The sequence below is a fragment of the Gordonia polyisoprenivorans NBRC 16320 = JCM 10675 genome, from assembly GCF_000241325.1.
GTDB lineage: Bacteria > Actinomycetota > Actinomycetes > Mycobacteriales > Mycobacteriaceae > Gordonia > Gordonia polyisoprenivorans.
Map to the genome: position 1 here is coordinate 31,780 of NZ_BAEI01000077.1, position 14,526 is coordinate 46,305.

The 14,526-nt window shown below is 62.7% G+C and carries 14 protein-coding genes; 11 read left to right on the top strand and 3 right to left on the bottom strand.

All coding sequences use genetic code 11. The features are described from left to right. The first annotated feature begins 7 nt into the window (after positions 1 to 7). Together GOPIP_RS21000 and GOPIP_RS21005 are read left to right on the top strand one after the other, a co-directional pair. Entirely contained in the window at positions 8 to 709 is a 702-nt protein-coding gene (locus GOPIP_RS21000) for a metal-dependent transcriptional regulator (protein ID WP_006371805.1), read from the top strand. A gap of 40 nt (positions 710 to 749) precedes the next feature. Continuing rightward, positions 750 to 1,430: a response regulator transcription factor gene (locus GOPIP_RS21005; protein ID WP_006371806.1), complete on the top strand. Its 681-nt coding sequence runs from the start codon at positions 750 to 752 to the stop codon at positions 1,428 to 1,430. On the opposite strand, the gene GOPIP_RS21010 is transcribed toward GOPIP_RS21005, so the two are convergent. Further along, the gene (locus GOPIP_RS21010; RefSeq protein WP_006371807.1) at positions 1,427 to 2,794 is read right to left on the bottom strand and encodes an ATP-binding protein; all 1,368 of its coding nucleotides are present in this window, start codon (positions 2,792 to 2,794) and stop codon (positions 1,427 to 1,429) included. The two genes, GOPIP_RS21005 and GOPIP_RS21010, sit on opposite strands and share 4 nt — an antisense overlap. 130 nt (positions 2,795 to 2,924) lie before the next feature. Here GOPIP_RS21010 and efeB point away from each other — a divergent pair, with 130 nt between their 5' ends. The 4 genes from efeB (at position 2,925) to GOPIP_RS21030 (ending at position 7,269) form a co-directional block, all read left to right on the top strand. Then, entirely contained in the window at positions 2,925 to 4,232 is a 1,308-nt protein-coding gene (gene efeB, locus GOPIP_RS21015) for an iron uptake transporter deferrochelatase/peroxidase subunit (RefSeq protein ID WP_035728591.1), read from the top strand. A gap of 57 nt (positions 4,233 to 4,289) precedes the next feature. Next, positions 4,290 to 5,207 carry an iron uptake transporter permease EfeU gene (gene efeU / locus GOPIP_RS21020; RefSeq protein WP_006371809.1) on the top strand — a complete coding sequence of 306 codons (918 nt, stop codon included), beginning with the start codon at positions 4,290 to 4,292 and terminating at the stop codon, positions 5,205 to 5,207. Positions 5,208 to 5,264: 57 nt separating this feature from the next. Then, positions 5,265 to 6,434 (top strand): iron uptake system protein EfeO, encoded by a 1,170-nt coding sequence (gene efeO, locus GOPIP_RS21025; protein WP_373278849.1) that lies wholly within the window; start codon positions 5,265 to 5,267, stop codon positions 6,432 to 6,434. Between the two features lie 154 nt (positions 6,435 to 6,588). Further along, positions 6,589 to 7,269 carry a metal-dependent transcriptional regulator gene (locus GOPIP_RS21030; protein ID WP_006371811.1) on the top strand — a complete coding sequence of 227 codons (681 nt, stop codon included), beginning with the start codon at positions 6,589 to 6,591 and terminating at the stop codon, positions 7,267 to 7,269. 18 nt (positions 7,270 to 7,287) lie between these two features. On the opposite strand, the gene GOPIP_RS21035 is transcribed toward GOPIP_RS21030, so the two are convergent. Next, positions 7,288 to 7,980 carry a metal-dependent transcriptional regulator gene (locus GOPIP_RS21035; protein ID WP_006371812.1) on the bottom strand — a complete coding sequence of 231 codons (693 nt, stop codon included), beginning with the start codon at positions 7,978 to 7,980 and terminating at the stop codon, positions 7,288 to 7,290. A gap of 179 nt (positions 7,981 to 8,159) precedes the next feature. Between GOPIP_RS21035 and GOPIP_RS21040 the strand changes: the two genes are divergently transcribed. Next, a complete protein-coding gene (locus GOPIP_RS21040) occupies positions 8,160 to 8,993 on the top strand; it encodes a COG4705 family protein (protein WP_006371813.1) in 834 nt (277 codons plus the stop codon). Positions 8,994 to 9,201: 208 nt separating this feature from the next. On the opposite strand, the gene GOPIP_RS21045 is transcribed toward GOPIP_RS21040, so the two are convergent. Further along, on the bottom strand, positions 9,202 to 9,957 hold the full coding sequence (locus GOPIP_RS21045) for an ABC transporter permease (protein WP_006371814.1): 756 nt from the start codon (positions 9,955 to 9,957) through the stop codon (positions 9,202 to 9,204). A 119-nt stretch (positions 9,958 to 10,076) separates the two neighbouring features. On the opposite strand from GOPIP_RS21045, the gene GOPIP_RS21050 reads away from it, so the two are divergent. The 4 genes from GOPIP_RS21050 (at position 10,077) to GOPIP_RS21065 (ending at position 14,344) form a co-directional block, all read left to right on the top strand. Further along, a complete protein-coding gene (locus GOPIP_RS21050) occupies positions 10,077 to 10,715 on the top strand; it encodes a VTT domain-containing protein (RefSeq protein ID WP_006371815.1) in 639 nt (212 codons plus the stop codon). Positions 10,716 to 10,749: 34 nt separating this feature from the next. Further along, positions 10,750 to 12,162, top strand: a complete 1,413-nt coding sequence (locus tag GOPIP_RS21055) for a sensor histidine kinase (RefSeq protein ID WP_006371816.1) — start codon at positions 10,750 to 10,752, stop codon at positions 12,160 to 12,162. 168 nt (positions 12,163 to 12,330) lie between these two features. Continuing rightward, on the top strand, positions 12,331 to 13,191 hold the full coding sequence (locus GOPIP_RS21060; RefSeq protein ID WP_035728596.1) for a COG4705 family protein: 861 nt from the start codon (positions 12,331 to 12,333) through the stop codon (positions 13,189 to 13,191). A gap of 439 nt (positions 13,192 to 13,630) precedes the next feature. Further along, a complete protein-coding gene (locus GOPIP_RS21065; protein ID WP_244421191.1) occupies positions 13,631 to 14,344 on the top strand; it encodes a phosphatase PAP2 family protein in 714 nt (237 codons plus the stop codon). The last annotated feature ends 182 nt before the right edge of the window (positions 14,345 to 14,526 follow it).

Genomic DNA, 14,526 nt, shown 5'->3' on the forward strand with positions numbered 1-14,526 from the left:
CTCGTCGATGATCGCGAGGGAGCGCAGTGAGGCGACCGAACGCTATCTTCAGACCATCTTCGAGCTGGAGGAGGATCGCGTTGTGCCGCGCCGGGCGCGCATCAGTTCGCGGTTGGGACACAGCAAGTCTGCGGTGTCCCAGAAGATCGAGCGGATGCGTGAGTCGGGCCTGGTGCAGATCACCGAGGACCGGCGCATAGTTCTCACCCCATCCGGAAACCGATTGGCGGTGACACGGGTGCGTCGCCACCGGTTGGCCGAACGAATGCTCGCCGACATGATCGGGATTCCACGCATCGATGTTCACGAGATCGCGTGCGGCTGGCAGCAGGCGATGGTCGATGACGTGGAGCGACGGCTCGTTCCGTTGCTGGGCTATCCGGCGACCGACCCATGGGGCAATCCCATACCGGGGCTCTCGATGCTCGGGTTCTCCGACGTGCCCGCGGTGATCGGTACCCCGATCTCCGAGCTACCACTCCACACCCCGACGCGTTGTGTCATCCGCCGGTTCTCCGAGTACTTGCAGAGCAACGTCGATGCGCTGGCAGCACTTCTGGACAACGGGATCGAACCGGGCGTCGAGATCAAGGCGACCATCGGTAAAAGCGCAGTGGTACTGGCGAATTCCCGCGCCTCGGCCACGGTTCCGCCGGCGATTGCCTGTTCGGTGCACGTCGAGGTAACCGGAACGTATGGTGCGGTGTGATCATCTTCATGAATTCGGCGAACGAGGCAAGAGTGGGCAGATGCGGGTTCTGGTAGTCGACGACGATCGTCACGTGGCGGAGACAGTGCGCCGGATGATGCTGGCCGAGGGCTGGGTGGTCGATGTGGTCCACGACGGTGCGGCCGGTCTCGAGGCCGCATCCACGGACCGCTACGACGTGATCATCCTCGACATCATGATGCCGCGACTGAACGGCTATGAAGTGGTTCGGGAACTGCGGAAGGCGCGGGTGTGGACGCCGATTCTGATGCTCACCGCCAAGGACGGTGAGTACGATCAAGCCGAGGCGTTCGACTTCGGTGCCGATGACTACCTCACGAAGCCTTTTTCTTTCGTGGTTCTCATCGCCCGGATGCGCGCATTGGCACGGCGGGGCGCGCCGGAGCGCCCGACCGTGCTGGAGGCGGGGAGTCTCACGCTCGACCCGGCGGCGCATACCGTTGCCCGTGGTGTCACCACCCTGAAATTGACTCCCAAGGAGTTCGCGCTACTGGAGTTCCTGTTGCGTCACAAGGGCGAGGTCGTGACCAAGGCCGAGATCCTGACCTCGGTGTGGGATGCCAACTACCACGGCGACGACAACGTCGTCGAGGTGTACGTGAGCTATCTGCGGCGGCGCATCGACACGCCATTCGGATGCCGGTCCATCGAGACCGTCCGGGGTGTTGGTTACCGGTTTGCCGCCGACGGCGGAGGCTAGGCCTCCGAGGTGGGTACGGGAACCGTGAAACCGACCGCCGCGCCACCATATTCGGAGTCCTGGACGACAGTCTCCCCACGATGGGCGTGAACGATCTCGCTGACGATCGACAAGCCGAGGCCGGAGCCTCCCGATAAGCGCTGACGCGACGCGTCGAGTCGCACGAAGCGCTCGGTGACCCGCGACTTGTCCACGTCGGCAATGCCGGGACCGTCGTCACCGACCATCACGGTGACGCGATGATCGGGTCCGGTCCGCGTCATCGTGACGGCGATCCTTCCGTGTGCATGGCGGGACGCGTTGTCGATGATGTTGCGCAACGCGCGACGCAGCTTCTCCTCATCGCCGATGATTCTCGTCGGGACCAGACGTGCTGTCACAGTCAGGTCGGAGATGGCTTCGAGTCGAACAACTTCGGAGTTGACCAGATCGTCGAGGTCGACATCGTCGAGAAGCAGTGGTACCCCGCTCTCGTCCGCACGGGCGAGAAGGAGTAGGTCGGCGACCATGTGTTGGAGCCGAAGCGCATCCGGCAGCATGACGTCGGTCGCGGTATCGGGATCGATGGGTTGCTGTTTGCTTCCCGCGAGATCGAGCAGCCCCACCAGCGTGGTCAGTGGACTGTTCAGCTCATGAGAAGCGTCATTGACGAATTGGAGCTGTCGTTGACGCGACTCTTCGATACGGCCGAGCATGGCGTTCATCGTGTCGGCGAGTTGCGCCACCTCGTCGCCGGTCTGGGGAACCGGCACACGCCTACTCAGGTCACCACCGGAGATTTCCTCGACGCGTTGGCGAATGGAGTCGACGGGTCGCAGGGCTCGCCCGGTCGAGAAATATGTCAGCAATGCCATGACGATGACGATGACCGGGAAAACGATGCAACACAGGATTGCAACCAAGACCACCGTGCGATTGATTGGGTCCTCGGCGGCACCGACGAGGACTGTCAGCGGACCGTCAAGTGAGGCAACGCCGAGCCCTGCTGTCTGGAACTCCTCGGTCGTGTCGGTCGCGTACGCGCCATGGATCGTTCGTCGTTCGCCAGGGGCGAGGGCGCCCGACATCGGACGGTTGTACGTGGGTTCATTCACCGTACGGATGTGGCCCGACGAATCGAGAATCTGGATCACCGCGACGTTCTGGCTTCCAGTCAGCAGGGATTCGTCGATTCCCTGAATCCCGTTGGTGCGCAATTGCGTGGCAATCTGCTCCGCGCGAGTGAACGTGGCGGCGTCGGCACTGCGCAACAGCACATGATGGAGGGCTTCGACGACGACGATCGCAGCGATGGCGAGCGCGATGGTGACCAGAGCGGTGGCGGTGAGTGTCAGTCGCATCCGGACCGGACGGACCCACCCCAAGAGCCGGCGATGAACTCCTGAAAACGGCGGCCGCACGGTCGAAGGAAACCACGAGAAACTGTCGAGACGCAATCGCGCAACTCCACAGCACCTTGCTTACTCAGCGTCTCCTAAGCTTACTCAGGCAAGGATGCCCTTCATGAATACCGCGCGATGGGCCGGGATGTCACGGCGCACCGTGTTGGGTGCCGGAGTCGGTGTCGCGGTGGGTGCAGCCGCTGGGGCCGGCGGTGTCGTCATGGCAGGACACTCCGCGCAGTCGTCGCCCGGGGTGGTGGAGTTCCGCGGTTCGCATCAGGCGGGAATCGCCACCGCAGCACAGGACCGACTGCATTTCGCGGCCTTCGACGTCATCACCGAGGACAAGACCGAACTCATCGCGTTGTTGCGCGCATGGACCGCGGCGGCCGAACGAATGACCAGAGGGCTCGAAACCGAGCCGGAGGGCGCGGTCGGTCAGGGCGCGTACCTTCCGCCTTCCGATACCGGCGAGGCGCTGAATCTTTCGCCGTCACGGTTGACGTTGACGATAGGTTTCGGTCCCTCCCTGTTCGGTCCCGACGCGAGCGACCCCACGCGTTCGGACAGGTTTGGTCTGGCCACCCGGCGGCCGGCGGCCCTGACACCGCTGCCCGCGTTCGTCGGTGATCAGCTCGATCCGGCGCGGTGCGGTGGTGACATCTGCATCCAGGCGTGCTCCGACGATCCCCAGGTGGCGGTGCATGCAGTGCGCAATCTCGCTCGGATGGGTTTCGGCGTGGTCAGCGTGCGCTGGTCGCAGCTTGGCTTCGGCCGCACCTCCAGCACCAGCGCCGCTCAAGAGACTCCGCGAAACATGTTCGGCTTCAAGGACGGTACTGCCAACATCAAGTCCGAGGACACGGCTACGTCGGACCGCTGGGTGTGGGTCGCGAACTCGGACAACAACGATCCCGAACAACGCAACTCGGCCGCATGGATGACCGGTGGGAGCTACCTGGTGGCCCGCCGGATCCGGATGCGCATCGAGACGTGGGATCGTGCATCACTGTCCGAGCAAGAACTGGTGATCGGACGCAGTAAGGGAACCGGAGCGCCACTCGGACAAGCAGCAGAATTCGACCGGCCCGACTTCAACATCACCAACGGTAGTGCGCCCGTCATCGCCCGCACGGCGCACGTGCGGCTGGCGCACCCGGACAATCTCGACGGCGTACAGATCCTTCGGCGTGGCTACAACTTCACCGACGGCTCCGACGGGTTCGGACATCTCGACGCCGGGTTGTTCTTCATCGCCTATTGCCGTGATCCGCGAAGCCAGTTCGTGCCGATGCAACGCGCGCTGGCAGCCAAGGATGCAATGAATGAGTACATCACGCACAACGGCTCGGCGCTCTTCGCCTGTCCTCCTGGACTTTCCACAGACGAATGGTGGGGGCAACGTCTGTTCGAGGACTGAGTGCCGTTCTTCCTCATCAGTTCTCGCCAGTAGCAGCGCCTCGATTGGAATCCCGACATGACTCTCGTTCACACGTCTCTCGCCGGCCCATCTGTTCCGGCCCAGCTCTTCGGTAGCGGATTGATCGGGCTCCGCGAGGGGCTCGAAACGGGCATCGTCGTCATGGTATTGATCGCATTCCTGGTCAAGGCTGATCGCCGTGACGCGTTGAAGTGGGTGTGGGCCGGTGTCGCCACGGCGGTCGCGATGGTGGTGATCATCTTCCTGGTGATCCACTTCGGGACCTCGACCGTCAGCACGCTCGGTGCCGAGCTCATCGCGGGAGTCGCGTCGCTGGTGGCGGTCGTGATCGTCACATCGATGCTGTTGTGGATGAGCAAGGCTTCCGCACACATCTCCGCCGACCTCAAGTCGGGCATGTCCACGGCGCTGACGAGAGGCCGGTTCGCGGTGTACGGCCTGGCGTTTCTCGCGGTGGGTCGAGAAGGGTTCGAGACCGCCTTGCTGATGGTCGGCTACGCCGACAGCGTCTCCGGCGGACTCTGGCCCTTGTTGGGCTTGGTCATCGGCGTCGCGGTGGCCGTCGCACTCACCGTCGGGCTCTACCGCGGAGCGGTCAACCTCAACTTTCATGCATTCTTCCTCTATACCGGTGTCTTTCTCATCTTCGTCGCCGCCGGAATTCTCGGATACGGCGTACACGCCCTCCAGACCGTCGGATGGTTACCGGGTGGGGCGAACCTCGCGTTCGACATCTCCGCTGTTTTCGACCAATCCTCATGGTATGGAACGATTCTGGCGGGAATCTTCAACTTCCGACCCGATCCGACGGTGCTACAGGTGGTGGCCTGGGCGGCCTATGTCGCCGTTGTCCTGTCGCTCTTTGTTCGGTCCAACCGCATCGCGCGGCCCGCAGCCGCCGCCCGCGATGCCGAGACCTCCCAGACTCCGGCAACTCCAGACGCCGGTCACTGAAAGGAAATGTTCGAGGTGAAGAGAACACTCGCCACGCCGGTGGCGGTGGTGGCAGTAATGGTGGGCGTGCCTGCTGTGCTCGCTGCCTGCACGTCCAAGGACTCCGGTACCGGCAGCATCGAGGTGACCTCGACCGCAGACACGTGTGACCTGTCGAGTTCGACCGCACAGACCGGCAACGTGTCCTTCAAAGTCGCCAACTCAGGCTCCAAGGTCACCGAATTCTATGTGTACGCCAACAACAATCGGGTACTCGGCGAGGTCGAGAACATCGGCCCAGGACTGTCGGGGAACCTGACGGTCGAGATCACCGATCCTGGCACCTACACCGTTGCCTGCAAACCGGGCATGGTGGGGACCGGCATCGAGAAGAAGATCACGGTGTCGGGCGAGAAGAAGCAGAAGACCGACGTGCCCGCCGACGTCAACGCCGCCAAGGCCCGGTACCTCGACTATGTTCGCGGCCAGGCGACCGGATTGCAGTCGCAGACCGAACAGTTCGTGGCTGCAGTCAAAAGTGGTGACCTCGCTGCCGCACGTGCGGAGTTCGGTCGGGTTCGCACCTTCTACGAACGTATCGAGCCGGTCGCCGAATCGTTCCCCGATCTGGACCCGGCGATCGACATGCGTTGGGACGATACCGAGAACGGCTCGCAGCCGTTCACCGGATTTCACCGCATCGAACGCTACTTGTGGCCGCCTGCCGCGTCCGAGATAGGTGATGCCGAGGGCCAGATCGCGCCGGCTGACGCCGCCAACGCCAAAGCCACCGACAATGCCACGAGCATTGCCGAGGTCGCCGACGGACTGGTCGCCGATGTGACAAAGCTGCGTAATGAAATCGACAAGCCGGACTTCTCATTTGAGACAAGACAATTCGTCGCCGGTCCGCAGGCCCTGATCGATGAGGTTGCGCGCACCAAGGTCAACGGTGAAGAGGACCGGTACTCGCACACCGACCTCTGGGACTTTGCGGCGAATCTTGATGGGTCGGAAACACTCATCGCCGAGATGCAGCCGATGATCAGCGCGAAGAATCCGGATCTGATGAACAAGATCACCGCCCAGTTCGCCGACGTGCGAGCGACGATCAACCGATTCCGCGACGGCGACGGTTACGTCACCTACACCCAGGTCGATGCGGAACAGAGAAAAGATCTGTCCAACAAGATCGATGCCCTGTCGGCTTCATTGTCGCAAGTGCCGGGAATCGTACTCGGGACGTGACGCCGTGGAGGGACGCACTTGCGAAGCAAGTGTGTCCCTCCATCGCCTGGGACAGAAAGCTTGGTGCCCGCTGAGAGCGATTAGGGCTCGGCACACCACTGATCTACCGTGCGCGATGTCGATTGTGATCGGCGCGAAAGGAGAGTCAACGCGGATGAGGCAGGTCAGCAGTGCCATGGAGGCCTATCTCCGCACTGTGTACAACCTCATCGAAGACGGTGTTCCGGTCCGTCGCGCTCGCCTGCGCGACCGGCTCGGACAGGCGGGCCCAACGGTGACCAAGGCCGTCCTGCGACTGGTGCGTGACGATCTGATCAGCGTCGGAGACGATCAACTGATCACGCTGACCTCCGACGGGTTCGAGATCGCCGAGTCGGTCACCCGACGGCATCGGCTCGCCGAACGGATGCTCGTCGATCTGCTCGACGTTCCGATCGTACGTGCTCATGATGAGGCGTTGCGATGGGAGCACGTTCTCAGTGACGATGCCGAACGTGGCATAGCCGCAAGACTACTGGGCGACCTCGACTCTCCCTGGGGGCTACCGATTCCCGGGCTCGACCCACGTCGCGAGAACACGGACATCGTGCTGCCGGGGCAGCGACTCGATGAACTCGGGACACCTCCGCACGACTGTCGTGTCACGATCAGGTCGATCTCTGAGGATGCGCAGGGCGACTCCGTGATGATCGACGCGCTCATCGCGGCCGGCATCATCCCGGGGGCTCCTGCACGCGTCCGCTCTGCGGCCGGGTGCTACATCGTCCACGGTCTCGACAAGTTGGAGATCCCGACGAAGTACGTCCATGCGATCAGAGTCGTGGTGCAGACGTGATCAGTGGCTCAGGTGAGTTCACATTCTGACAACATGGACGAGATGGGCGCTGTCGGTCGGCAATTCGTAGGCGTGGGTGCCGCGAAGTAGATAGTGTGAACGCCGCGCGACAGCCGTGATGCGAGACCCGGGGACGATCCCGGCATTTACCAACGCGCGCACCGCATCTGGATCATTCTGAGCTTCCTCGGAAATGGATTCGACGATGACATCGGTGGGCGCACGCCCGGCGACCAACTCGGTCAACGGTGTTCCGGTGTGTACCGGCACCACTCGGTTCTCCGCGCCATCGTCCGCCGACGGAATGGGGTTCCCCCACGGGGACTTCACCGAACCGTCCACGAGATTGCTGATCGCACGTTCGGTGTCGTCGTTGATGACCTGTTCCCACCGTATTGCTTCGGAGTGCACGCGCGACACGGGTACCCCGAGAATGTCGGTCAGCATGCGCTCGGCGAGACGGTGTCGGCGGACGACGGAGGCGGCGATACGGTGGCCGGCGGGCGTGAGTTCGATCAGGTTGTCCGGTGTCGTCGTCAGCAACCCGTGTTCCTGCAGTCGAGCGACGGTCTCGGAGATGGTCGAACCAGCGACACCGAGCCGTTGCGCCACACGGATACGGCGCAGCGGGACGCTGTCCTCCATGAGGTTGTATATCGTTCGCAGACAATTGATCCCGGCCGGGCTCACGGGTGGTTCAGGGCTGTCCACGTTGGCTCCTCCTGTCGGGGCGGCATCGGCTGATCATGGGCGTGGGCGATGATGGAATCGACATTACGGACGAGAATCAGCGCCGCAAGCTGCACTCAGTCAGTTCTCAGCCGCGGGTCGCATTCGCGTCTCAACTGTGCTCAGCCTCCACTAAGCGATGCGCGAGCAGGGTGGTGGGCATGAAGAGCGGTCGAGCGTCGAATCCGTCCAGCGAACCACCACACCGCGTGGGGTTGAGCAAGGTTCCCGAGGTCACCATCTACTTCTGGATCATCAAGATCCTTGCCACGACGGTGGGTGAGACGGCTGCGGACTATCTCAACATGACCCTGGGATTCGGGCTGCAATTCACGTCCGTGATAACCGGTGCCCTGTTGGTGGTCGCGCTCTTCGCTCAGTTCGGTGTGCGAAGGTACGTCCCCGCGATCTATTGGTGGTGTGTGCTGGTCATCAGTGTTGCCGGCACGCTGATCACCGACAACCTCACCGACCACTGGGGAGTCCCGCTGGAAGTGTCGACAGCAGTGTTCGCCGCGATGCTGATCCTGCTGCTGGCCTTGTGGTACGGGGTGGAACGGACACTGTCCATCCACTCGATCCGTACCCGCCGCCGCGAAGGGTTCTACTGGGCCACGATCCTCACGACTTTCGCGCTCGGCACTGCCGCCGGCGACCTCATCGCCGAGCGCATGGGCCTCGGATATCGGACGTCACTGGTCTGCTTCGCCGTGGTCATCGCAGCCATCTATCTGTGCCATCGGTTTCTCGGTCTCACTGCAGTGGTGGCCTTTTGGGCCGCATATATCGTCACGCGTCCGCTCGGAGCGTCACTCGGCGATCTGTTGACCCAACCTGCCGATGTCGGCGGACTCGCCATTGATTCGACTCTCGTCAACATCGTGTTCCTGATGGTGATGGTCGGACTGGTGGCCTACCTGACTAGGTCTCGTGTTGACCGAATCGAGGACGATGTCCGCGACGGTGTGGCACGAGAGGTGCGGGTACGGAGGTGAGTGCGCGCGGGCTGCTCAAAAGGGCTCTCTGGATCGGTGCAATCTGTGTGGTGCTCCTGGTCACAGTGGCTTTCGTCCTGCCACATTTCTCGGATGCAGATTGGTTGCCCGATTTCGTCGGCTGGGTGGGCGTTCGGCGACATGTCGGACGACCACGCTGAGCTTTGTCACAGCGCTCACGCGGTCGCAGACGTTCGCAGTCAGAGACTCATAAATGTTTGCGGGCAATCAATTCCACCGTTGCTGCCATTGCGATTGAGCTGACGGCAAGCAGTGAGATGAGAACGAACAACTGCATGATTGCCGCCGTTGTCGTCGACGCGCCGCCGAGAACCATTCCGACGAAGGCGCCGGGAATGGTCACCAGTCCGACGGATCGGGTTTGGTCCAGACCGGGGATGAGTGCCGAGGATGCCACGGTGCGAATGATCTCCAGTCGGGCGTCGCGTTCGGGGAAGCCCAGTGCCCGGGCGGCGTCCGCCTCCCCGTGACGACTGACCAACTCGTCGTGAGCGCGGCGGCCTGCCAATGACGTGGTGTTCATCGCACCGCCGAACATGATTCCGGTGGTGGGGATGATCGCGATGCCGGTTGCGGGAATCACTCCCACAGCGACGAAGCAGGCCACGACGAGCATGGTCGGTACGGCAACGGGCACAAGGCACGTCACGACCTGACGAGGGGACGGACGGTGAGCGACGACACGACTCGCCGAAGTCCAGGACGCAACGACGGCCATGACCCCGACGAAAGCCAACGCCGCCGGCAACCGGGTGATGACCACGGCAAGGATCGCGGCCAGCGCGGCCAACTGGACGACGGCGCGAATCGATGCGACGGCGGTGTCGCGAGCGAGGACCGCACTCGTGGTCCAGTTGACAGCGATGGCGATGGCGATCAGTACCAGCACGCCCACCACGAGCGCCGGACCGAGGTGAATCAACGTCGCGGTTCGGTCAGTCACGAGACGGCCCCTTCGATGTCGGTGTCTGAAGACACTAAGCGCGCCTTAAGCCGCGCGCTCGTAGATTTGGCTCGGCGAATGAGAACAGCGTCGCCACACACTGATTGGGAGGTTGATCGATGACGGGAATCCTCGATCCGGTCACACTACTGGGTTACTTCGGCTCGTGGGCGTTGGTCGGGCTACTCCTGGTCCTCGCTGTCGAGTCAGGGATTCTCTTCCCGGTTCTGCCGGGGGACTCGTTGCTGTTCGTGGTCGGGATGGTGATCGCGGCCGGCGGGAAGGACGGGGTCGATGCATTCGCGCCCCTATGGCAGGTGTTGCTGCTCGCGCCACTGGCCGCAATTGTCGGAGCCGAAGTTGGTTTCGCCATCGGTCGGACCGTTGGTACCCGTTGGTTCGGTCCCGGCAACAGGATCCTGAAGCAGAGTTACGTCGACGACGCGCATGAGTTCTTCCAGCGACGAGGTTCGGCGACGGTCGTGCTCGCCCGGTTCGTGCCCGTCGTGCGAACACTCACCCCGATCGTCGCCGGAGCCGCTGGCATGCGCCACCGAACGTACTTGGCCTACAACGTGATCGGTGCGGTCGCCTGGACGACCGTCGTCACCATGTTGGGATACTGGCTGGGCCAGTTCGCGGTCGTGCAAAAGTTGATCGAGCCCATTTTCGTGGTGATCGTGGTGGCCTCTGTAGCGCCGTTGATCATCAAGGCCATTCGCGCGAGGCGGGTGCGCCGTGCGTCTTCGGCGGTCTGAGGTCGACACTGTCGGGTCTGACAGCGGACGGTACGTGGTCCGGACGGCCAACGCGCTGGTAGCGCAGCTCTGGACTCGATGCCGTCCGGTGCGGATGCGGCTGACGGTGGTCGCCGCCGGGTTGGTCGCTGCGACCCTCGCGGTCGCGGGACTTCTCATCATCGTGCTGTTCCGGCACGTCCTCGTCGATGATGCCGATTCGGCCACGTCGGCCCGCGCCGAACAGATCGCAGCGGCGGCGACCGACGAGGGGATCGCCGGGATCGATCGCTCGATGATGACGAACGGCGACAACATCGCCGTCATAACGGTCATCGACTCGTCGGGCCGAGTACGGCTGAGCAGCAACCCGACTCTGTCGCAGGCCGCCGCGAACCCGACGACCCGGGACCCGTCGCGTCACGACGGCGATGTGTCACGCGTGCAGGCACATGATCTACGGCTCGCGACCACGCAGGTCGCCACACCCGACGGGGAACTCACCATCGAGGTCGGCGCCGCCGAGGGACCCATTCATGCTGCAGTCGGAGCCGTGGCGTTGATCTGCGCAATCGTGTTCCCACTCGTGGTGATCGGTATGGCACTGCTGACCCACCACTTCGTCGGTCGTGCGCTACGGCCGGTCGATGACATCCGGCGGCGCGTCGATGCGATCTCCGGAGGTGACCTCGCCCATCGCGTTCCCGTCCCCGGTACCGGGGACGAGATCGCGACTCTCGCATCAACCATGAATGCCATGCTCGATCGAATTGAGACCGCTCGAACGCAGCAATTGCGATTCGTAAACGACGCCTCTCATGAACTGAACAGCCCATTGACGACCGTGGTCGGGCTGCTCGACCTGTGCCGCGTCACCAGGGAACCGATCGATGCGGATACCGCGTCGACGGTGTTGTTTCCCGAGGCGCAGCGTCTGCAACATATGGTTGCCGACCTTCTGCTTCTGGCGCGCTCGGATGAGCGCGGCCTCCAGCTCCGAGTGAGCTCTGTGGACCTCGACGATCTGTTGAGCGAGGAGGTCGCCCGGCTGGAGGCCATCTCCGCCCTCGACATCGAGGCGGCGGTTGTGCCTGTACAGCTCAACGCGGATTCCGAAAAGGTTCGGCGTGCACTGCGCAACATCATCGACAACGGTGCGCGTCATGCGAGAAGCAGGCTGGTCGTCGAGATGACTACCGAATCCCCGACAGATACGGTGCGGGTCTTGGTGTCCGACGACGGTCCCGGCATCGCCGATGCCGACAAGTCGAGAGTCATCGATCGATTCGTCCGTTTGGACCCCGCTCGTTCCCGGACCGCCGGGCAAGCAGGGCTGGGATTGGCCATCACGGCCGAGATCATCCACGCGCATGGCGGCGAAGTCATCATCGACGATTCGGCAATGGGTGGCGCTTCGGTGGGATTCACCCTTCCGCTGCGGTGCATCGTGCCCGTGTCACAACATTAAGCCGCGCTGAGTCCGATTGGCGTAAGTCTGGTTGCCGGAACAAGTTGGCCAACCGTACTTTTGGGTGCAATGAGGTTGTGCGGCGCACAGCCGAGTCGCAGGCTGCCCCGAGGATCGGGGTGGATGCTGGGTTGACACGCACCCTTTCGCTGATGAGAAGCAGAACGGATGATCATGACCGATCCCGCACTCGAGTCGACCGAACCGTCTGGTACCGGTCGTTCCGCATATCGTGACCGCACTGATCCGGGCGTTTCGGGCTTTCTCGACGAGCCCTTGGGTTTGAAGGTTCCGCTCATCGGCGTCTCGTTCTGGGTGGTCAAGGTGATCACCACCGGTATGGGCGAGGCGATGTCGGATTTTCTGGCAAAGTTCAGCATCGCATTGCCTGTGCTGGTCGGTGTCATCGCGGTGGCGGTGGCCATGGTGAGGCAACTACGTGCCCGTCGCTACCACGCCCCCACGTACTGGAGCGCGGTCGCAGCGATCGCGATATTCGGTACGGTCGGCGCCGATGGGCTGCACGCGGTCGGTGTGTCCACCACGGTGACTAGCCTCTTCTATGCCGTCGTTCTGGGGGTGTGGATGGTGCTGTGGTATCGCAGCGAAGGGACTCTCAGCATTCATGACATCACCACGCGCCGGCGCGAGCTCTTCTATTGGGGGACGGTTCTTCTGACGTTTGCCCTGGGCACGGCGCTGGGGGACTGGAGTGCGTTCTTCCTCGGTCTGGGATTCGGGGGTTCGATCGTGCTGTACGCGGCGCTCATCGTGGTACCCGGAGTTGCGTGGAAGTTCCTGCGCCTCAACAGTATCGTTGCATTCTGGGCAGCGTATATCCTCACCAGGCCGTTGGGTGCATCGATCGCCGATTGGCTCGGCAAGCCTTCCCCGGTCGGGATCGGTTGGGGAGACGGGGTGGTTGCTCTGGGCTCAGTCGCTCTTGCCGCGATTCTCGTTCTGGTCCTCTGGAGAACGCGTCGGGACGACCCCAACCGACCGGTCCTGCGCACAGGTGGTGACCGGTGAACCGGCGGCAGTTCATTTACGGTGGGGCCGGTCTCGGTGTGACGGCACTGCTCGGTTCAGCTTGCGCATCAACGAAGTCGGGCTCCGTATCGTCACCGGCTCCCGACTCTGCGGGCCAAGTCGTGCGGGCGATCCGCTGACCGAGGTGTTCGGAAAAGGTCAGAAGCTCACAGCGATTGCCGTCAAGTTCGAGTGCGTCATATCCGAGCCGCCCGAGAATGATATTGTCCGTTTAGTGGTTCCACGAGTGATTACCGTTGATTCTCGGTCATGACAGCTCAAGAACGGGCTATATGAAAGGGTCAATTAAGCCATTCGGGGAAGTCGATCAATATTAACGCGAAAAATACAGTTTATGGACGGACCATAACTCCGCGCCGGGCGCACCACTAAGCGCCGCTCAGTGTCCCCTAAGCATCTGCGGGCCAGCATGATCGACATGGGAATCTCCTGGTGGCGAGCACAACTACCCCCGTTGCTCATCGCTACAGTGTGCATCTTTGGGGTGGGCCTGGCCTACGACGGTGGGCCCTTCTGGATCGACGGTGCGGTGATGAACTGGATCGCTGGACACCGCGTCGCACCCCTGGAGGCGGTGTCGACGGTGTCGTATCTGTTTGGCCCGCTGCTGGTAAGCCTGTGGTCAGTTGTGGTGGCCGCGATACTGATCGTGCGTGACCGGTCGGTCGAACGTGCGCTGGCAGTTGTCACAGGGGTCGTCGGAGCAGCGATGATCACTGAATTGATCAAACTGGTTGTCGCCCGCCCCCGCCCACCCATGTACTACCACCCCGGCATCACCGAGATGACGTACTCATATCCGTCCGGACATGTCACCGGCACAGCCGGATTGGCGCTGACGACCGCTCTGGTCGTCACAGCCACTGCGTCGCAAACGGTTCGGCGACTCGCCGTCACACTTTCCATGGCGATCACCGTTCTCGCCGCACTCACGCGGCTCTATCTGGGCGTGCATTGGTTAAGCGACGTTGTCGCGGCGGTGGCCGTGGCCACCGCTGCAGCGCTCACCGCTCCCCGATTGGTACATGATGGTCTCCGCCAAGCACAACGGCAGTTCCCCAACCGACTCCCGATCTGGGCTCGGCCCACCGATCCTCTCGCAACGAAAGAGGCTGCACCCCATGGACGCTGATTGTATCGCCGCACGCTCACCACAACACGTGTCGAGCAAAGTTCCCGAAGTGACTGTCTACTTCTGGATCGTAAAATCCTCGCTACGATCGTTGGAGAAACCGCCGCCGACTGCATTAATGCCACACTCAGTCTAGGGCTGCAGTCAACGACGGTGGTCGCACCAACGCGCCTACCTGAACG

Excerpts from the sequence above, each read along its gene's own strand:
- efeB (WP_035728591.1), top strand. The coding sequence starts at position 2,925 with ATGCCCTTCATGAATACCGCGCGATGGGCCGGGATGTCACGGCGCACC.
- GOPIP_RS21005 (WP_006371806.1), top strand. The coding sequence starts at position 750 with ATGCGGGTTCTGGTAGTCGACGACGATCGTCACGTGGCGGAGACAGTG.
- GOPIP_RS21065 (WP_244421191.1), top strand. The coding sequence starts at position 13,631 with ATGGGAATCTCCTGGTGGCGAGCACAACTACCCCCGTTGCTCATCGCT.
- GOPIP_RS21040 (WP_006371813.1), top strand. The coding sequence starts at position 8,160 with ATGAAGAGCGGTCGAGCGTCGAATCCGTCCAGCGAACCACCACACCGC.
- GOPIP_RS21000 (WP_006371805.1), top strand. The coding sequence starts at position 8 with ATGATCGCGAGGGAGCGCAGTGAGGCGACCGAACGCTATCTTCAGACC.
- efeO (WP_373278849.1), top strand. The coding sequence starts at position 5,265 with ATGGTGGGCGTGCCTGCTGTGCTCGCTGCCTGCACGTCCAAGGACTCC.
- GOPIP_RS21060 (WP_035728596.1), top strand. The coding sequence starts at position 12,331 with ATGATCATGACCGATCCCGCACTCGAGTCGACCGAACCGTCTGGTACC.
- GOPIP_RS21030 (WP_006371811.1), top strand. The coding sequence starts at position 6,589 with ATGAGGCAGGTCAGCAGTGCCATGGAGGCCTATCTCCGCACTGTGTAC.
- efeU (WP_006371809.1), top strand. The coding sequence starts at position 4,290 with ATGACTCTCGTTCACACGTCTCTCGCCGGCCCATCTGTTCCGGCCCAG.
- GOPIP_RS21050 (WP_006371815.1), top strand. The coding sequence starts at position 10,077 with ATGACGGGAATCCTCGATCCGGTCACACTACTGGGTTACTTCGGCTCG.